The sequence below is a fragment of the Mumia flava genome (assembly GCF_002797495.1).
Classification (GTDB): Bacteria; Actinomycetota; Actinomycetes; order Propionibacteriales; family Nocardioidaceae; genus Mumia; species Mumia flava.
Genome location: NZ_PGEZ01000001.1, coordinates 1187827 through 1204706 on the forward strand (window position 1 = coordinate 1187827; position 16880 = coordinate 1204706).

The 16880-nt window shown below is 72.6% G+C and carries 21 protein-coding genes and 1 tRNA gene; 11 read left to right on the plus strand and 11 right to left on the minus strand.

Annotation, left to right across the window (positions count from 1 at the left end; all coding sequences use genetic code 11):
- Window positions 1–156 precede the first annotated feature (156 nt).
- From CLV56_RS05600 to CLV56_RS05610, 3 genes are read right to left on the minus strand one after another with little or no spacing between them, the layout of a single operon-like run.
- The gene (locus CLV56_RS05600) at window positions 157–2766 is read right to left on the minus strand and encodes a penicillin acylase family protein (protein ID WP_245857634.1); all 2610 of its coding nucleotides are present in this window, start codon (window positions 2764–2766) and stop codon (window positions 157–159) included.
- Between the two features lie 16 nt (window positions 2767–2782).
- Window positions 2783–3832, minus strand: a complete 1050-nt coding sequence (locus CLV56_RS05605; RefSeq protein ID WP_039342977.1) for a hemolysin family protein — start codon at window positions 3830–3832, stop codon at window positions 2783–2785.
- The gene (locus CLV56_RS05610; RefSeq protein ID WP_039342979.1) at window positions 3829–5181 is read right to left on the minus strand and encodes a hemolysin family protein; all 1353 of its coding nucleotides are present in this window, start codon (window positions 5179–5181) and stop codon (window positions 3829–3831) included. Before CLV56_RS05610 ends, CLV56_RS05605 begins: the two co-directional genes overlap by 4 nt.
- Before the next feature lie 137 nt (window positions 5182–5318).
- Between CLV56_RS05610 and CLV56_RS05615 the strand changes: the two genes are divergently transcribed.
- From CLV56_RS05615 to mscL, 3 genes are all read left to right on the plus strand, one after another.
- Window positions 5319–5696, plus strand: a complete 378-nt coding sequence (locus tag CLV56_RS05615) for an FmdB family zinc ribbon protein (RefSeq protein WP_039342980.1) — start codon at window positions 5319–5321, stop codon at window positions 5694–5696.
- An 82-nt stretch (window positions 5697–5778) separates the two neighbouring features.
- Window positions 5779–6420, plus strand: coding sequence for an SAF domain-containing protein (locus CLV56_RS05620; RefSeq protein WP_157805074.1), 642 nt, complete (start codon window positions 5779–5781; stop codon window positions 6418–6420).
- A gap of 50 nt (window positions 6421–6470) precedes the next feature.
- A complete protein-coding gene (gene mscL, locus CLV56_RS05625) occupies window positions 6471–6863 on the plus strand; it encodes a large conductance mechanosensitive channel protein MscL (protein ID WP_039342981.1) in 393 nt (130 codons plus the stop codon).
- 68 nt (window positions 6864–6931) lie between these two features.
- On the opposite strand, the gene CLV56_RS20820 is transcribed toward mscL, so the two are convergent.
- The 5 genes from CLV56_RS20820 to CLV56_RS05645 all read right to left on the minus strand — a co-directional run bounded on the left by CLV56_RS20820 (window position 6932) and on the right by CLV56_RS05645 (window position 10486).
- On the minus strand, window positions 6932–7105 hold the full coding sequence (locus CLV56_RS20820; RefSeq protein WP_170224757.1) for a hypothetical protein: 174 nt from the start codon (window positions 7103–7105) through the stop codon (window positions 6932–6934).
- Entirely contained in the window at window positions 7095–8024 is a 930-nt protein-coding gene (locus CLV56_RS05630) for an NAD-dependent epimerase/dehydratase family protein (protein WP_039342982.1), read from the minus strand. Before CLV56_RS05630 ends, CLV56_RS20820 begins: the two co-directional genes overlap by 11 nt.
- A 111-nt stretch (window positions 8025–8135) precedes the next feature.
- A complete protein-coding gene (gene mgrA, locus CLV56_RS05635; protein WP_039342985.1) occupies window positions 8136–9170 on the minus strand; it encodes an L-glyceraldehyde 3-phosphate reductase in 1035 nt (344 codons plus the stop codon).
- A gap of 9 nt (window positions 9171–9179) precedes the next feature.
- Window positions 9180–9554, minus strand: a complete 375-nt coding sequence (locus CLV56_RS05640) for a hypothetical protein (protein WP_039342987.1) — start codon at window positions 9552–9554, stop codon at window positions 9180–9182.
- Between the two features lie 131 nt (window positions 9555–9685).
- Window positions 9686–10486 (minus strand): HAD-IIA family hydrolase, encoded by an 801-nt coding sequence (locus tag CLV56_RS05645; RefSeq protein ID WP_039342989.1) that lies wholly within the window; start codon window positions 10484–10486, stop codon window positions 9686–9688.
- Between the two features lie 49 nt (window positions 10487–10535).
- On the opposite strand from CLV56_RS05645, the gene CLV56_RS05650 reads away from it, so the two are divergent.
- From CLV56_RS05650 to CLV56_RS05670, 5 genes are all read left to right on the plus strand, one after another.
- Entirely contained in the window at window positions 10536–11573 is a 1038-nt protein-coding gene (locus CLV56_RS05650; RefSeq protein ID WP_245857637.1) for an LLM class flavin-dependent oxidoreductase, read from the plus strand.
- A gap of 5 nt (window positions 11574–11578) precedes the next feature.
- The gene (locus CLV56_RS05655) at window positions 11579–12091 is read left to right on the plus strand and encodes a GNAT family N-acetyltransferase (protein WP_039342994.1); all 513 of its coding nucleotides are present in this window, start codon (window positions 11579–11581) and stop codon (window positions 12089–12091) included.
- A gap of 108 nt (window positions 12092–12199) precedes the next feature.
- The gene (locus tag CLV56_RS05660) at window positions 12200–12847 is read left to right on the plus strand and encodes a hypothetical protein (RefSeq protein WP_039342996.1); all 648 of its coding nucleotides are present in this window, start codon (window positions 12200–12202) and stop codon (window positions 12845–12847) included.
- Entirely contained in the window at window positions 12844–13053 is a 210-nt protein-coding gene (locus CLV56_RS05665) for a DUF6186 family protein (RefSeq protein WP_157805075.1), read from the plus strand. The genes CLV56_RS05660 and CLV56_RS05665 overlap by 4 nt, the downstream gene beginning before the upstream one ends.
- A 56-nt stretch (window positions 13054–13109) precedes the next feature.
- Complete coding sequence (locus CLV56_RS05670) at window positions 13110–13973, plus strand: SCO6745 family protein (RefSeq protein ID WP_039343001.1); 864 nt, start codon at window positions 13110–13112, stop codon at window positions 13971–13973.
- Window positions 13974–14009: 36 nt separating this feature from the next.
- Here CLV56_RS05670 and CLV56_RS05675 read toward each other — a convergent pair.
- Window positions 14010–14082: transfer RNA gene (locus tag CLV56_RS05675), tRNA-Arg, on the minus strand.
- 96 nt (window positions 14083–14178) lie between these two features.
- Window positions 14179–14826 (minus strand): TetR/AcrR family transcriptional regulator, encoded by a 648-nt coding sequence (locus CLV56_RS05680; RefSeq protein WP_039343004.1) that lies wholly within the window; start codon window positions 14824–14826, stop codon window positions 14179–14181.
- A 73-nt stretch (window positions 14827–14899) separates the two neighbouring features.
- Here CLV56_RS05680 and CLV56_RS05685 point away from each other — a divergent pair, with 73 nt between their 5' ends.
- Both CLV56_RS05685 and CLV56_RS05690 read left to right on the plus strand, forming a co-directional pair.
- Window positions 14900–15355 (plus strand): ester cyclase, encoded by a 456-nt coding sequence (locus CLV56_RS05685; protein ID WP_100414517.1) that lies wholly within the window; start codon window positions 14900–14902, stop codon window positions 15353–15355.
- Window positions 15352–15798 (plus strand): DUF3237 domain-containing protein, encoded by a 447-nt coding sequence (locus CLV56_RS05690; RefSeq protein ID WP_100414518.1) that lies wholly within the window; start codon window positions 15352–15354, stop codon window positions 15796–15798. The genes CLV56_RS05685 and CLV56_RS05690 overlap by 4 nt, the downstream gene beginning before the upstream one ends.
- A 60-nt stretch (window positions 15799–15858) precedes the next feature.
- On the opposite strand, the gene CLV56_RS05695 is transcribed toward CLV56_RS05690, so the two are convergent.
- Complete coding sequence (locus CLV56_RS05695) at window positions 15859–16161, minus strand: putative quinol monooxygenase (protein WP_039343090.1); 303 nt, start codon at window positions 16159–16161, stop codon at window positions 15859–15861.
- A 95-nt stretch (window positions 16162–16256) separates the two neighbouring features.
- On the opposite strand from CLV56_RS05695, the gene CLV56_RS05700 reads away from it, so the two are divergent.
- Window positions 16257–16877: a TetR/AcrR family transcriptional regulator C-terminal domain-containing protein gene (locus tag CLV56_RS05700; RefSeq protein WP_100414519.1), complete on the plus strand. Its 621-nt coding sequence runs from the start codon at window positions 16257–16259 to the stop codon at window positions 16875–16877.
- Window positions 16878–16880 lie beyond the last annotated feature (3 nt).

Consider the following 16880-nt stretch of genomic DNA (forward strand, 5'->3'; position numbering starts at 1 on the left):
GGTGGCTCGGCCTCGACCAGCGGGAAGCGGGGCGGGGGTCTCGATCCTCGCTCCGCTCGGCCTCGACCAGCGGGAGGGTGGCTCGGCCTCGACCAGCGGGAGTGGGCGGGTCTCGATCCTCGCTTCGCTCGGCCTCGACCGGCGGAGGGGCCGGGGTCAGTCCAGGTCGGGGCTGAGGGTGAGGCGGTCCTCGGTGGCGGCGTCGACCGCCTCCTCGCCGAACGCCCACGGCAGGGTCTCGCCGCGGGCCCACAGCTCGGTCTGGTCGACGTAGTGCTGGTTGAACGGGTGACCGGACACGCCGGTCAGGTTGATCCAGCGCGACGCGTCCAGGTCGTCGAGGTCGACGACCATCCGCATCGACGGGACGGCGAAGACCTCGAAGCCCTCGGCAGCATCCCAGCCGTTCGCGTTGACGATGCCGGTCCCGCCGCCGAGCTCGTACGGCCCTCGGTTGAAGAGCGCCTCGACGACACCGATCCCGGACGTCCCGAGGCTCTGGTTCTCGAGCTCGAGCGTGTGCAGCCGCCCCCAGCTCCACTGCCCAGGATCCAGGGAGATCCGGCTGGTGAGCTCGTCGCGGGCCTCGCGCATCGCGATCGCCAGGACGTCGTCACGCTCCTCGGTGACCTGCTTCGTGCGGACGTCGTCCCACCACGGCGACTCGGGGTCGTTCAGGATCCGCCGCACCACCTCGAACCACTGCTCGCCGCCGCTCGGCCAGGCGTCCTGCGGGAGCTGGTCGTGGAACGTCGCCGACAGCAGGTTGCGCCACACGGCGGCGAAGTACGCGGCGGCGGCCGAGTCCGCGTCCTGACGCAGGTCCCACTCCGCGAGCAGATCCTGGCCGTCGCGGGCGTAGCTCGCCCCCAGATCGATCTCCAGCAGGTACGGCACCAGGGTCGCCGCGATCGGGTTCGCGGTGTCGTTCTGCATCGCGGCCGTGTCGGCGACGGAGATCTTGCCCGCGTCACGGATCATCGCGATGATCCGCTGGCTGCGGTACCCGGGGGCCTGCCCGGTGCCGATCAGGTACGGGTACTGGCGACCGATCACCTGCTGGTTGGCGGTGACGACGTAGCCCTCGGCAGGGTTGAGCACGCTCGGGAGCTCGCGGTACGGGATCGTGCCCTCCCACCCGTACGACGCGTCCCACCCCGGGGAAGGCCAGGTCCCGTCACCGCGCTTGCGGATCGGGACCTCGCCCGGGGCCTGGTACCCGATGTTCCCGTCGACATCGGCGTAGACCATGTTCTGCGACGGGACCGCGAGCCGGCGTACGGCCTTGCGGAACGAACGCCAGTCCTGCGCGGCGTCGATCCCGAGCAGCGCGTCCATGGTCCGCCCCGGCTTCAGCGCGGTCCACTGCAGCGCCACCGCGAACTCCGTCCCGTTGCCGACCCGCTGCCCGACCTCGGTGAGGGTCTCGTCGACGTCCGACAGCAGGGGCCCGTGGCGGGTCGAGCGGACCGTGATCGTCTCGGGCTCGTCGCGGCCGGCGACCTCGAACGTCTCCGTCCGCTTGCGCAGCGGCAGCCAGTCGCCGTCGTACAGGTAGTCGTCCCCCGAGACCCGCTCGACGTAGAGGTCCGTGACGTCGGGGTACATCGTCGTGAGTCCCCACGCGATCCGGTCGTTGTGCCCGATCACGACACCCGGGACGCCCGAGAAGGTGAACCCGGCGACGTCGAACGGACAGGCGTCGGAGGTCTCCCGGCAGTGCAGACCCATCTGGTGCCACACCCCGGGCACCGACGGCGCCAGGTGCGGGTCGTTCGCGAGGATCGCGGCACCGGTGGTCGTGCGGTCCCCGGAGAGCGCCCAGGAGTTGGAGCCGATCGCGTCACCCGTCCCGAGCAGGGTCGGCAGCCGGTCGACCACGGACGCGGTGTCGCGCATCGAGGCCAGCACCTCGCGCGCCGCGTCGGCGGTCTCGGACCCGTCGGCGGCGACGGCGTCCGGCGTCTCCTCGGGGTCGGAGACCCGGTCGGTGTCGCTGTTCGCTCGGCGGCCCGCGGACGCGACGAACCGTCCGTCGACGACCGTGCCCTGCGTGACGATCGGGTCGTGCCGCCGGAACGGGAACCCCGGATACAGCTCGTCGACCTCGTCGCGGGTCAGCTTCTCGGTGGCGAGGACACGGTCGATCTCGTCGGTCATGTTGCTGCGCAGGTCCCAGGCCATCGCCTTCAGCCACGCCAGCGAGTCGACCGGCGTCCACGGCTCGGGCTCGACGTCGGTCCCGGTCAGACCGAGCACCGCGTACTCCAGCCCGAGGGCCTCGGGATCGCGGCCGTCGATGTAGGCGTTCACGCCGTCGGCGTACGCGTCGAGGTAGCGCCGCGTCGCCGGCGAGAGCAACCGCAGCTCGGCCTGGGCGACCCGCCTCCAGCCCATGGCCCGTACGACCTTGTCGGTCTCGAGCGCGTCCTCCCCGAACAGCTCGGCGAGCCGACCCGCCGTCACGTGTCGGCGGAAGTCCATCTCGAAGAAGCGGTCCTGCGCGTGCACGTACCCCTGCGCCGCGAACAGGTCCTCGGCGGTGTCGGCGTAGACCTGCGGGATGCCGTGCTCGTCGCGCAGCACGTCGACGTCGGCGCTCAGCCCGGACAGCTGCACCGTGCCGCTCAGGTCGGGAAACGGCCGCCGTACGGTCACCACCGCCGCGGCGAGGGCGGCGACCAGGGCGAGCGCCAGCACGATCGCGACCACCGTCAGGAGGCGTCGCGTCATCACCGTCCGGAGGCGTCGGGCGAGTACGTGCACCCGAGCATTGTCCAGGTCAGCCGGTCCCGTCGGCACGGCGGGCGTCCTCGCGAATCTCTCCGACCAGCTCTTCCAGCACGTCCGACAGCATGACGACGCCGAGCGCGGCCCCGTCGTCGGCGACGACCCGCGCCATGTGCGCGCCGCGCTGCTGCATCAGCCGCAGCGCGTCGTACAGACCGGTGCTGCGCTGCACCGACGCGAGCGGCCGGATCCACTTCGCGGGGATCGGCCGGGTCAGCCCCGAGACCTCGATCGCGTCCTTCAGGTGCAGGTAGCCGACCATCTGACCGTCGGAGTCGGTCACCGGGAACCGGGAGAACCCGGTCCGCGCCGAGACCTGCTCGACGTCGGCGCGGGTGCTCCCCGCAGGGACCGTCACGAGCGACCCGGTCGGCAGCAGCACCTGCTCGATCGACGCCGTCTCGAATCCGAGGGCCCCGGTCACCAGCTCGTACTCGTCGTCGTCGAGCAGGCCCTCGGCGCGCGACTCGTCCACCAGGCCCGCGACCTCGTCGGAGGTGAAGGAGGCGCCGACCTCGTCCTTCGGCTCGAGGCGGACCAGGCGGACGGCGCCGTTGGCGATCGCGTTCAGGGCGACGACGAACGGTCGCAGGAGCCAGATCACGGCGAGCATGAACGGGCCGAGCCAGAGCACGACGCGCTCGGGGCCGGCGAGCGCGACGTTCTTCGGAACCATCTCGCCGAGGACGACGTGGAGGTACGTGACGATGCCCATCGCCACCACGAATGCGAACGGGTGCACGAGGCCGTGCGGGATCCCGAGCGCCTCGAAGACCGGCTCGAACAGGTGCGCCAGGGCCGGCTCCCCGACTGCGCCGAGCCCGAGCGAGCAGACCGTGATCCCGAGCTGCGCGGCGGCCATCGCGAGGCTCACCCGCTCCATCGCGCGGATCGCCAACCGGGCCGGCATCGACCCGGCCCGGGCCTGGGGCTCGAGCTGGGTGCGGCGCGCGGAGATCAGCGCGAACTCGGCGCCCACGAACAGGGCGTTAAGGCCGAGCAGCACGACGACGAGCACCAGGGCCCACAGGTCGCCGCTCATCGCGCCTCCCCCTCGTCCGCCGAGGTGATCTCGAGGACCACCCGATCGACCCGCCGACCGTCCATCCGGTCCACCCGCAGCCGGACCCCGACGTCGGTCGTCTGGTCGTCGGTCGCGACCGGCACCGCCAGCTCGACCACAGCGCCGACCTCCGGCAGCCGGCCGAGGCGCTGGACGAGGAGTCCGGCGACGGTCTCGTAGTCGTCACCCTCCGGGAGCGGGACGCCCGTCAGGTCCTGGACCTCGTCCGGCCGAAGCATCCCGGACAGCACCCAGATGCCGTCCGGCCGCGACCGCAGGCGCGCGAAGGCCCGGTCGTGCTCGTCGGCGATGTCGCCGACGATCTCCTCGACCAGGTCCTCGAGGGTGACCACGCCGTCGGTGCCGCCGTACTCGTCGAGAACGACGGCGATCTGCATGTCGGCGTCGCGCAGCACGGTCAGCAGCGGGTCCAGCTCGACGGAGTCCGGCACGGTGACGGCCGGCACGGCGAGGTCGCGCAGGCGCACGGAACGGCGCCGGTCGGGCGCGACCGCGACGGCCTGGGTGACGTGGACGACGCCGAGCAGGTCGTCGAGGTCGCGCCCCACGACCGGGAACCGCGAGTGCCCGGTGTCGCGGACCGCCCCCAGCAGGTCGTCCGCCGTGTCGGAGCCGTCGAGGAAGCGCACCCGTACCCGCGGGGTGCGGACGTCGGCCGCGGTGCGGTCCCCGAAGGCGATCGACCGCGCCACGAGGTCCGCGGTCGGGTGCTCGAGCGACCCCTCGTCAGCCGAGCGCAGGACGAGCGAGCGCAGCTCGTACGGGGAGCGCGCGGACCGCAGCTCCTCCTGCGGCTCGATCCCGACGGCCCGCAGCAGGGCGTTCGCCGAGCCGTTCAGGCCCCGGATCGGCCACGCCATCACGGCCGTGAATCCGCGCTGCGCCGCCTGGACGGTCTTGGCCGTGCCCATCGGGACGGCGAGCGCGAGGTTCTTCGGGATGAGCTCGCCGACGAGCATCGTGACGAAGGTGCTGAGCAGCAGGGCGACGAGGTAGGCGGTCGCGGAGAGGGACGCACCGGTGATGCCGAGCGCCTCGAGCGGACCGCGCAGGAGCTCGCCGATCGCCGGCTCGGCCAGGAAGCCGATCGCGAGGTTGGTGATCGTGATGCCGAGCTGGGCGCCGGAGAGCTGGGTCGAGAGCGTCCGGAGGCCGGCCAGCACCCCGGCTGCACGGCGGTCGCCGTCGGCCGCGGCGCGCTCGACCGACGGACGGTCGACGGTCACGAACGAGAACTCCGCAGCGACGAACACGCCGCACGCGACCATGAGGAGGAGGGAGAGGGCCAGGAGCAACCAGACGGTCATCAGGTCGCTGATCCTACCGGCGCCGCCGCTGCGCTCGGCGACCCGACGTCACGCGGTTTGTGCAGGCCCGCGACAATGGAGGAGAAGACGTCCGCGCCCGGTGCCCCGGGCGCGGCCCCCGTGAACGAGGAACGCCCGTGCCGACCTACCAGTACCAGTGCACCGACTGCGGACAGCCGCTCGAGGTGCAGCAGAGCTTCAGCGACGACGCCCTCACCGTGTGCCCTGCGTGCGACGGACGCCTCCGCAAGGTGTTCAACGCCGTCGGGGTGGTCTTCAAGGGGTCGGGCTTCTACCGCAACGACAGCCGCTCCACCTCGTCGTCGTCGGAGAGCGGGTCGGCGTCGTCCTCCTCGTCGTCCTCGGCGTCGTCCTCGTCGGACAACGGGTCGTCCGGCAGCGGCTCCTCCGGGGCGGGGTCGTCGAGCGGGTCGTCGAGCTCGGCCTCGAGCGGCAGCTCGTCGACGAGCTCGTCGACGAGCAGCGGGTCGAAGGCGTCAACCGCGGCCGGCTGACCCTCCTCGCGGACGCCGCGTCCCGCCCGGGACCTGTGGACGACGCGGACGCGAAGTCCTCGTCATCGTCCACCCTGGTGCGGTGCCGACCTCACCTGCTCTCCTCGACTCGCTGCGCCGCCAGGTCCGCATTCACCGACGCACCCTCGCGGCGATCCTGGCGGCCGCCGCCGTGCTGCTCGCGATCGACGCCGCGCGGGCCGGCCCCGAGCCTTCGCGTGCCGTCGTCGCCGCCGCCGACGACCTGCCGTCGGGTCGCGTGCTGACCGGTGCGGACCTGGAGCGGATCGACCTGCCGGTCTCCGCGGCCCCCGAGGGCGCGGTGAGTGACCCGGACGCGCTGATCGGCCGGGTCGTCGCGGCCCCGCGACGTGCCGGGTCGGTGCTGACCGACCTCGATCTCCAGGGCCCCGGTCTGCTGGACGGATACCCCGAGGCGACGTCGTTGGTGACGATCGAGCCCACCGACGCGTCCGCCCTCCCGGCCCTGCGCGTCGGCGACGTGGTCGACGTCGTCGGCACCGACCCACGCGGCCTCGTACGACCGCGCGTGCTGGCACGCCGGATCACCGTCGCGGCGGTCCCGGACCCGACCGCGAGCGAGGGCCCGACCGGGGCTCCTGCGACGAGCGGCGGGCTGGTCGTCGCGGTCGACCGCTCGGACGCGGCGATGCTGGCCGGGGCGTCGACACGGTGGCACGTCGCCGTCGCGGTGGTGCGCTGAGCCGCGCGCTCCGGGGAGCGCGCACCGCCGAACGGTGATGGGATGACCCCATGTTCAAGGGCTTCAAAGAGTTCCTCATGCGCGGCAACATCGTCGATCTCGCGGTCGCGGTGGTCATGGGCACCGCCGTCACGCAGCTGGTCACGTCGTTCACCGCGAACTTCATCGACCCGCTGCTCGCGTCCTTCGGAGGCGCTGACTCGCCGGGGTGGGGTTTCTTCATCGACGGCGACAACGCCGAGACGTTCATCGACATCGGGGCCTTCATCGGGGCGCTGATCAACTTCGTGATCATCGCGGCGGTGGTGTACTTCCTGATCGTGATGCCGATGAACAAGCTGCGCGAGCGGTTCGCCAAGCCGACCGACGAGGCGCCGCCGCCGGAGGACATCGCGTTGCTGCGCGACATCCGCGACGAGCTCCGCGCACGCCGGGACGGCTGATCCAACCGGGCCGGGACGGCTGTTCCACCCCCGCCGGGACGGCTGACCACCCCGCCGTACGGCGTGGGTCAGGAGCCGTGGTGCGGTGGTACGTCGCGCCGCAGGTCGTCGTCGCGGTCGCCGCCGCGCTCGGACCAGCCCTCGCCCGACTCGTCACGTGTCGTCGTCGGGACGACGTCGCCCAGGATCGCGGCGGCTCGACGGCGGCGGTCGCGCTCGCGGTCCCGCTCGTCAGCCGGCATCGGCGATCACCATCGGCGTCAACCAGCCGGCGTCGAACCGCGGGTGCGCCGGCTCCCACCCGGCGAGACGGCGGAAGCGCGTCGAGCTGACCCGCTGGGAGCGGGTGAGCCACTCCAGCCGGTCACCGCCGAGCCGCAGCACGAGCCGTCGGTAGAAGCCCGCCTCCTCCTGGCCGACCGCCTCGGCGAACGCGGCGACGAGGTCGGCGCGCCGGACGGGCTCGGCGCCGACGTTGTACGTCCCTGCGGGCGCCCCGAGCGCCGCGAGGACGGCGGTGCCGATGTCGTCCGGGTGCACGACGTGGGTCCAGGAGCGCGGCTTGCCCAGCCCGACCGCGTGCCCGGAGCGCACCCGCGCGAGCCGCCAACGGGTGACGGCGTCGTCTCCGACGATCGTGCCGAACCGCAGCACGACCGCGGTCCGGTGGTCGTCCGCGACGTTACGGGTGTCGGCGAACTGCTCGGCGTGGGCCTCCGCGAGCACGACGGGCTCCGAGGCGCACGAGACCGCGATCGGGCTGTCCTCGTCGATCCACCGGTCAGCCTGGTCGGCGTAGACGAACGAGACGCTCTCCTGGATCAACCGCTCGACACCCGCCTCGCGGGCCGCGGACGCGACGGCGCGCGAACCTTCCGCGTGGATCCGGTCGTTGGACTTCCACGCGCCGGGACGCATCGTGCTGTTGCCGACCGGCATGTGGGTGGCGAGGTTCGCGACGGCGTCGCAGCCGGCCATCGCGTGCACCAGACCGTCGCGGTCGAACAGGCTCGCCCGGACGCCGACGATCCCCTGCTCGGCGAGCGCGCGCTCGCTCTCGGCGCTGCGAGCGAGAGCGACGACGTCGTGGCCCGCGTCGTGCAGCGCGCTGCTCACGGAGCGACCCATCACGCCGGTCGCCCCCGTCACGAAGACCTTCACGATCTGCGAGCTCCGGTGCTCTCTCGGGCACGGACCGGCCGTGCCGTAATCGGGGGGTGGATATCACAAAAGGGTAACGGACCTCCGCCCAAAGTCCAGCCGGGCCGTCGGTCAGGCCTCGCTCGAGCCGGCCCAGATGTTCAGCTCGCCCTCGACCGCGTGCTCGTCGATCGCTCGCAGCTCCTCGTCGGTCAGGTCGAGATTCTGCACGGACGCGAGGCTGTCCTCGAGCTGGCGGACGCTCGACGCGCCGATCAGCGCCGACGTCACCCGGGGGTCGCGGAGCACCCACGTGATCGCGAGCTGCGCCAGCGTCTGGCCGCGCGCCGAGGCGATGTCGTTCAGCGCCCGGACGTGCGCGAGGTTGCGCTCGATCATCGCCGGGTCCAGCGACTTGTCCTGCGCTGCTCGCGATCCTTCCGGGATCCCGTCGAGGTACTTGCTGGTGAGCACGCCCTGCGCAAGAGGGGAGAACGCGATGCACCCGACGCCGTCGTCCTCGAGGGCATCGAGCAGCCCGTCCTCGACCCAGCGGTTCAGCATGGAGTACGACGGCTGGTGGATCAGCAAGGGTGTGCCGAGGTCCCGCAGGATCCGGACGGCCTCGCGGGTGCGCTCCGGCCCGTACGAGCTGATCCCGACGTAGCGTGCCTTGCCCGCACGCACGGCCGCGTCGAGCGCGCCCATCGTCTCCTCGAGAGGCGTGTGGGGATCGAAGCGGTGGCTGTAGAAGATGTCGACGTGGTCCAGCCCCATCCGCTGCAGCGACTCGTCGAGGCTGGCCAGCAGATACTTGCGCGAGCCGAGGAACCCGTACGGCCCCGGCCACATGTCCCAGCCGGCCTTGGTCGAGATCACCAGCTCGTGCCGGTAGCGCGCGAAGTCCTCGGCCAGGATCCGGCCCACGTTCTTCTCCGCCGACCCGTACGGCGGGCCGTAGTTGTTGGCCAGGTCGAAGTGCGTCACGCCGAGGTCGAACGCGCGGCGCAGGATCGCCCTCTGGGTCGCGAGCGGCGTGTCGTCGCCGAAGTTGTGCCACAGGCCGAGCGAGATCGCCGGCAGCTGGAGACCGGAGCGACCGCACCGGCGGAAGGCGGCGTCGTCGTAGCGGTCGGAGGCGGGGTCGTACTGGTCGAGAACGTCCATCCGGGAACCCTATCCCCGCGACCCGGGCTCCACCGTCCGCGCGAGCGCCGGCGGCGCCTGGACGAGGTAGGAGTCGACGAGGGCCTCGGCGACCTCGTCCCAGACGGCGTCGTCGTCGAGCATCATCCCCACGACGTCGCGTCCCCAGTCGGCCTTGAAGTACGGAGGGCCGAGCCGCTCGAAGGCCATGACCTCGTCGGCGGGCGCGCGGAAGGTGATGCGGAACAGCCCGTCCTCGCCCCCGAACACGTGCGCGACGGTGGCCGTCCGCACCCGCCAGCGGTATCCCACCCACGCGTCCTCGCCGCGGCACTCGGGCAGGGGCTCGAGCACCGCGGCGAGGCGCCGTACCCACGCCTGCGGCACCTCCGGTCGCTCACCCACCCCGTCAGTCTGCACGGTGGCCCTGACAGCGCGGAACGGGTCCCGATCGGGCTCGTGCCCCGCCCGCCTCGACCAACGGGAGTCTCCCCGTTGGTCGAGGCGCGAGCGAAGCGAGCGATCGAGACCCCGCCTCAGTCGTCCTCCGGCGGCTCGACCACCTCGTCGATCAGGTCCGCGACGGAGTCGACCACCCGCGTCGGCCGGTACGGGAAGCGCTCGACCTCGCTGCTGCGGGTGGAGCCGGTGAGCACGAGCACCGTACGCAGACCTGCCTCCATCCCCGAGACGACGTCGGTGTCCATCCGGTCGCCGATCATCACGGTCGTCTCCGAGTGCGCGTCGATGCGGTTGAGCGCGTTGCGCATCATCAGGGGGTTCGGCTTGCCCACGAAGTACGGCGCGACGCCGGTCGCCCGCGTGATCAGCGCCGCGACCGAGCCCGTCGCCGGCAGCGATCCGTTCGGCGACGGACCGGTCGGGTCGGGGTTGGTCGCGATGAACCGCGCGCCCGCCTCGATCAGCTGGATGCCCGTCGTGATCGCCTCGAACGAATAGGTCCGGGTCTCCCCCAGCACGACGTACTCGGGATCGCGGTTGGTGAGCACGTAGCCGATCTGGTGCAGCGCCGTGGTGAGCCCGGCTTCCCCGATCACGTACGCGCTGCCGCCCGGCCGCTGGTCGGACAGGAACTGCGCGGTCGCGAGCGCCGAGGTCCAGATCGACTCCTCCGGCACCTCCAGCCCGCTCTGCGCGAGCCGGGCACGCAGGTCGCGCGGCGTGAAGATCGAGTTGTTGGTCAGGACCAGGAACGAGCACCCCGACGTCTTCAGCCGCTCGAGGAACTCCGCGGCGCCCGGGACCGCTCGCTCCTCGGTCACCAGCACCCCGTCCATGTCCGTCAGCCACGTGCGTACCGGTGCTCGCTCGTCCATGCCGCGAGTATCGCCGCTGCCGTGCCGCGCGGCGACTACAGTGCGGGACGTGGAGGATGCGATCGAGCTCGGCCTGGACACCTTCGGCGACGTCGCCGCCGACGACGACGGGCGGCTCCTCCCGGCCGCGCAGGTGCTGCGGCACGTGGTCGAGCAGGGCGAGCTCGCCGATCAGGTCGGCCTGGCGTTCCTCGGGCTCGGGGAGCACCACCGCGACGACTTCGCGATCAGCGCGCCCGAGGTGGTGCTGGCAGCGATCGCGGCGCGCACCACGCACCTCCACCTCGGCTCCGCGGTCACCGTGCTGAGCTCCGACGACCCGATCCGCGTTTACGAGCGGTTCTCGACCCTGGACGCGATCTCCGAGGGACGGGCCGAGGTCATCCTCGGACGCGGCTCGTTCGTCGAGTCGTTCGCGCTGTTCGGCTACGACCTCGACGACTACGAGGTGCTGTTCACCGAGAAGCTCGACCTGTTCGCCGCGCTGCTCGACGGCGGCGCGGTCTCGTGGTCCGGCTCCATCCGCCCGCCGCTCGACGGCGTCGTGATGCATCCCGAGCTCGCGGCGGGCCGGCGGCTGCGCACCTGGATCGGCGTCGGCGGCACGCCGGCGTCGGTCGCGCGCGCCGCCGCGTACCGGATGCCGATGATGCTCGCGATCATCGGCGGCTCACCCGCGGACTTCGTCCCGTACGCCCGGGCGTACCGCCAGGCGCTCGAGCAGTCGGGCGCTGCGGAGCTGCCGGTGGGGATGCACTCGCCCGGGCACGTCGCCGAGACCGACGAGCAGGCCCGCGAGGAGCTGTACCCGCACTGGCACGCGCAGCGCACCCGGATCGGGCAGGAGCGCGGGTGGCCGCCACCGTCGCGGATCGAGTTCGACCGCGCGGCAGGACCGCACGGCGCTCTGTACGTGGGGGCGCCGGAGACCGTGGCCGCGAAGATCGCCGCGAACGCGACCGCGATCGGCGTGAGCCGGTTCGACCTGAAGTACGCCAACGGCGCGATGACGCACAGCCGGTTGATGCGCTCCATCGAGCTGTACGGGACGCGCGTCGCCCCGCTGGTGCGCGACATGATGCACTGACACCCGTGAGCAGCGAGCAGCGCGGGTTCGAGATCCGCCAGGCGACCGACGCGGACTGGCCGGCGATCTGGCCGATCGTCGACGCCGTCGTACGGGCAGGCGAGACCTACGCGTACCCGCCGGACCTCGACTCCGAGGGAGGGCGCGCGCTCTGGATGGAGCCGGCGCCGGGGGCGACGTTCGTCGCGGTCGACGACCGCGACGGCGCCGTGCTCGGCACCGCGAAGTCCGGGCCGAACCGTCCCGGGCCGGGCGCCCACGTCGCGACCGCGAGCTTCATGGTCGCCGACGCCGCCCGCGGACGCGGCGTCGGGCGCGCGCTCGGCGAGCACGTGGTGGGGTGGGCGACGGACGCGGGCTTCGCATCGATGCAGTTCAACGCCGTGGTGGAGACCAACACGGCAGCGGTCGCGCTGTGGCGCTCGCTCGGGTTCGACGTGATCGGCACGGTGCCCGAGGCGTTCGACCACCCGGAGCACGGGCTGGTCGGCCTGCACGTGATGTTCCGGCGCCTCTGACCCCGGTCGAGGCGCCCTTCCGCCGGTCGAGGCGCCCTTCCGCCGGTCGAGCCGCCCTTCCGCCGGTCGAGCCTGTCGAGACCCCGCCGGCCCGTGCCATCCTGGAGCGTGGCCACCGTCGAGGAACCGTCCGCCGGCTCCCACCGCGTCGCAGCGTGGACCGTCACAGCGGTCAGCGCGCTCGTCCTGGCCTTCCTGGCCGGCTTCCAGGTGATGCGCGAGTCCCCCCGCGACCTGACGATCTTCACCGGCGCGACCCTGCTCGTGGTCGTCGGCGCGGTGCTGCGCCGGCCTCGCGTCGCCGTCCCGCGACGGCTGCTCCGGCTCGCGGCGAGACGGTCCCCGCTCGCCGTCGGGATCGCGGTCGGGCTGGTCGTGGTGGCGGTGCTCGTCCTGGTGCTCGCCCCGCGCGAGAGCCTGGCGATCGAGCTGGTCGCCGGCGCGATCGGGCTCGTCGTCCTGCTGGTGGCGTGGGGCGCTCGGGACGACCTGCCGGGCGCCCTGGACGCCCGAGCGCCCGGGCGCGTCCGCCCGTACCGCCGGGCGGCGACCGCCTGGGTCGTGCTGGTCGCGGCGTTCGGGGCGTGGCAGCTCGTCGCGTACGAGCCGGGTCCGACCGTGAGCGACATCCTCGACCCGATGGCGGACGCACCGGTCGGTCGGGTCGTGTTCGTCGTCGTGTGGCTGCTCGGGCTCGGCGGGTTCGCCTGGCACGCGCTGCGCGGCGGCGGGTCGGCGGGACGGTGGCCGCGGTGAGCCCCGCAGCCATCGTCGCCGGCTACCTCGCCGTGCTCGCCGCCGGCGTGGTCCTGACCGTCGCCGGTCGCACCCGCCCCGACGCGGTGGCTCCGCTCGGGGAGGTCCTCGACGTGGGGATGGCGAGCCGCGGCCTGCGCTTCGTCGTCCTGACCTACTGGTGGTGGCTCGGCTGGCACGTGCTCGCGGGACCGACGATCATCTAGCGAGATCGGCGAGGAGCGACTCGACGTTCTCCCGGCCGCACCCCACGATGGGACCCATGTCGATCTCCGATGCCACGCGGACCGATGCGCGCACGTTCTGGCACGCGTACGAGCCGGTGCACGCCGTCTGCTACTTCCACCCACGCTTCGCCTCCGCGATGCACGAGGCCGGGTTGACCGGGTCCTGGAACGGGTACTTCGCCGGCCGTGCCGCGCCGCTGGGGCCGACACCGCCGGAGGTGGTGACCGCCCTGTTCCACAGCTTCGCCCCGGCGATGGTCGCCAAGGCCGTCCCGAAGGTCTGGGACCGGATCACGCCGGGCGAGGCGGTCCAGGCACGCCTCGCCGCGGCCGACGCGGTGCTCGCGGAGCACGCCGCCGCGGGTTCCCTCGACGACCTGCGGCGGGTCACGGACCGTCTGGAGCGTGCGATCGACTCGCTCGCGTTCGACGGCCGCGCGCTCGCAGCAGCCTGGCGATCGGTCCCGCGACCGGAGTCCGTCCTGTCCCGGCTGTGGCTCGCGACGGCCGTCCTGCGCGAGCACCGCGGCGACGGGCACGTCGTCGCCGCGACCGGACACGGGCTCACCGGCCTGGAGGCCGGGCTCACCCACGTCGGGACGGGTCAGGTCTCCCGCGCGCTCCTCCAGCGCGCCCGCGGGTGGAGCGACGCGGAGTGGGAGACGGCCCAGGACGCGCTCGTCGACCGCGGCATCCTCACGCGCGACGGGACGCTCACCCCCGACGGCGCGACGCTCCGCCACCAGGTCGAGGAGGCGACCGACCGGCTCGCGTCCACGAGCCTGCGCACCCTCGACGAGCCCGACTGGTGCGTCCGGACTCTGACCGGCCTCGCTCGTGCGCTCTTCGACGGCGGCGCGATCGGCGTCCCCAACCCGATCGGCCTGACCCGGCCGTGACGGGCCGGTCGCTTCGGCGCCCCGGTCGAGCTTCGGCGCCCCCGGCAGGATTCGAACCTGCGACACCCGCTTTAGGAGAGCGGTGCTCTATCCCCTGAGCTACGGGGGCACGGACCCGGTCGGGCCCACGCCCATTCTGACAGCACGACCCGGTGCGGCACCGGCGGGTCGCACGATCCGCAGCGGCTCGGCCGAGAAGTGCGGGTCACAGTGAGGGCGGGACCGACGGCCCGACGACGGCAGCGATGGCGCGGCGCGCATGCGCGGCAGCATCGCGCTCGCCGAGCTGGATCGCCACGTTGGTCGCCGTCAGGATCGCATCGATCTGGAATGCGGCCAGGCCCGCGTCGGCATCCGTGACCCTCGGTCGGGCCGCACGCACGTGCGACGCGAGCAGAGCGAGCCACGCGCGCCGCTGGGTGAGGAGGGCGTCGCGGACCGGGCCGGGACGACTGTCGAACGCAGGCAGATTGGCCGACCAGAAGCACCCCCCTGCGAACAACGGACCCTCCGCGTACGCGATCCAGCGGTCGACGAGCTCGCTCAGCTCGGAGAGTCCACGCCCCGCACCACCCGGCCGTACGACCGCGTCGACGAACGCGTCCCGTGCCGCCGCGATCGTGGCGAGCTGGAGATTCTCCTTCGTGGTGAACAGGGTCTGGATGCCGGACTTGCTCAGCCCGAGGTCCGACGCGAGCCGGCCGATGCTGAGCCCGTCGAGACCGTCGAGGGAGGCCAGGTCGACCGCGTGCCGGGTGATCCTGCGCCGGGTCTGATCCCCTCGACGCCGGCGACCGTCCGTCCGCGGGGTGCGCGCCCCGTCGCGTCTCTCGGCGGCCTCTCGCTCGCTCATCGTGCGACCTCTCTTGCATAATACGTACGAACGTACGTATGTTATCACCCAGTGCTCCGGATGGGGAGGAACCATGGACGAACGCGCGATGCTCGACCTGGCCGTCGGGCTGGCCGAGGCGAAGAGCCGACAGGACGTCGACGCGGCTCTGCAGCTGCTCCACCCCGCGATTCAGCTGGAGGCCCCGGCACTCGGAGGGCGAGCGCAGGGACGGGCGGAGAACGAGCGGGCCCTGCGCTGGTTCTTCACCGTCTTCCCCGACTACCGCGTGGAGCTGGCGGGACACGCCGCCGGCGCAGACGTGCTCGTCTGCTGGGGCACGGCGCACCTCACGATGAGCGGGGACCGGCTGGGCGTCCCGGCGGACGGCGCGCGCGTCGACCTCCCGGTGACGATCCGCTTCACGTTCGCCGACGGCCTGATCGCGAGCGAACGCTTCGACTTCGACCTCGCCACGCTCTGCGCGGGCTCGGGCGCGTCGACGGACGCCGTCCGGGAGCGGCTGTTCGGGACGGAGCGGGCGGCATGACCGCGCCGACGATCCATCCCGACCCACGCATCCGTGACGTCGCCCCGTTCAGTACCGCGCTGCTCTTCGACATCGTCGTCGACCTCGAGCAGCCGCTGTCGTTCGGACGCGGACCGCAGGGTCGCCGCATCCTCTTCGGCGCCGCGGGCGGCTCCTTCGTCGGCCCCCGGATGCGCGGCACGGTCTCCCCCGGCGGCGGGGACTGGACGACGTTCGACGATGACGGCACGATGCGGCTGGACGTCCGCCTCGCTCTGGTCACCGACGACGGCGCCCGCATCCTGGCGACGTACCACGGAGTCCGCGCCGGCGACTACTTCCGGACCGTCGTGCGCTTCGAGACCGGCGCCGAGCCGTACGCGTGGCTCAACGAGGTCGTCGCCCTGGGGTCGGGATACCTCGTCGACGACGGCGTCGCGTACCGCGTCGAGCACGTGCTCTGACCACGTCTGCTCGGCGCGCCCCGGCGGACCGGCTCGTACGACCCCGGCCGTGACTGCGCCTCAGTCGCGCAACGGTGAACCGAGGACGTCGAAGCGGAGCCCGCCGTTCTCGCCGGACAGCAGCGGCATCGCCTCCGCGATCGCCGCCTGGACACTGGCGAGCTGGAGGGAGGCGCGGTGTGCCTCCTCCGAGGTCCACAGCTCCGCGACATAGACCATGTCCGGCTCCTCGTCGTTGACGCCCACCTCGTAGAGAAGGCACCCAGCCTCCGCCAGGTCGGCGCTACGCCGCGTCAGCATCCCCACGAGCTCGTCGCGTCGTCCCGGGTGGGTGCCGAGTGTTCCGATGTTCGCGAACGTCATGATCAGAAGGTTATGCGCGGCCACCGACAGGGAACCCGCCAGTCGTCGCGGCCCCGGCGTCGGCTCCACCGCCGCCGGCGTGGGAGCATCGGGGCATGGCGCTGAGCCGGTACGACGTGCTCCGTGAGGCGATCGCGATCCTCGACGATCGTGGCCTCGGCGACCTCACGATGCGCAGGCTCGCCACCCGGCTGGACGTACGGCCGAGCGCGCTCTACTGGCACTTCGCGAGCAAGCAGGAGCTGCTCGCCGGCGTCGCCGACCGCCTGCTCGCCCGGATGGCGCCGGCGACCGCGACGGCCTGGGACGTACGGACCCGTGAGCTGTGCACGCACCTGCGCGACGCGCTGCTGGCGTACCGGGACGGAGCCGAGGTCGTCGCCACGTCGTACGCCTTCGCACTCGGAGCCCAGGCGCCGTACCGCGCGCTGGCCGACGCGCTGATCGACGGCGGCCTGACGCGACAGGACGCGGAGGCCGGCGCGTCGGTCCTGCTCCACTTCGTCTTCGGCTACACCGTCAACGAGCAGCAGCACCTCCAGGCGGCCAGCCTCGGCGCGATCCCGGGAGGAGAGCCCGACGCCGTCGAGGGTACGGAGCGGTACACGAGCGCGGCGTTCCTGCGTGGCGTCGACCTGATCCTCGACGGTGTGCGCAGCCAGCACGGCACGGCACCCACGGACGACGCACCCCGTACGTCCGACGAGGCGCGCTGAGCC

Excerpts from the sequence above, each read along its gene's own strand:
- CLV56_RS05605 (WP_039342977.1), bottom strand. The coding sequence starts at position 3,832 with ATGAGCGGCGACCTGTGGGCCCTGGTGCTCGTCGTCGTGCTGCTCGGC.
- CLV56_RS05610 (WP_039342979.1), bottom strand. The coding sequence starts at position 5,181 with ATGACCGTCTGGTTGCTCCTGGCCCTCTCCCTCCTCCTCATGGTCGCG.
- mscL (WP_039342981.1), top strand. The coding sequence starts at position 6,471 with ATGTTCAAGGGCTTCAAAGAGTTCCTCATGCGCGGCAACATCGTCGAT.
- CLV56_RS20820 (WP_170224757.1), bottom strand. The coding sequence starts at position 7,105 with ATGCCGGCTGACGAGCGGGACCGCGAGCGCGACCGCCGCCGTCGAGCC.
- mgrA (WP_039342985.1), bottom strand. The coding sequence starts at position 9,170 with ATGGACGTTCTCGACCAGTACGACCCCGCCTCCGACCGCTACGACGAC.
- CLV56_RS05645 (WP_039342989.1), bottom strand. The coding sequence starts at position 10,486 with ATGGACGAGCGAGCACCGGTACGCACGTGGCTGACGGACATGGACGGG.
- CLV56_RS05670 (WP_039343001.1), top strand. The coding sequence starts at position 13,110 with ATGTCGATCTCCGATGCCACGCGGACCGATGCGCGCACGTTCTGGCAC.
- CLV56_RS05680 (WP_039343004.1), bottom strand. The coding sequence starts at position 14,826 with ATGAGCGAGCGAGAGGCCGCCGAGAGACGCGACGGGGCGCGCACCCCG.
- CLV56_RS05685 (WP_100414517.1), top strand. The coding sequence starts at position 14,900 with ATGGACGAACGCGCGATGCTCGACCTGGCCGTCGGGCTGGCCGAGGCG.
- CLV56_RS05690 (WP_100414518.1), top strand. The coding sequence starts at position 15,352 with ATGACCGCGCCGACGATCCATCCCGACCCACGCATCCGTGACGTCGCC.
- CLV56_RS05695 (WP_039343090.1), bottom strand. The coding sequence starts at position 16,161 with ATGACGTTCGCGAACATCGGAACACTCGGCACCCACCCGGGACGACGC.
- CLV56_RS05700 (WP_100414519.1), top strand. The coding sequence starts at position 16,257 with ATGGCGCTGAGCCGGTACGACGTGCTCCGTGAGGCGATCGCGATCCTC.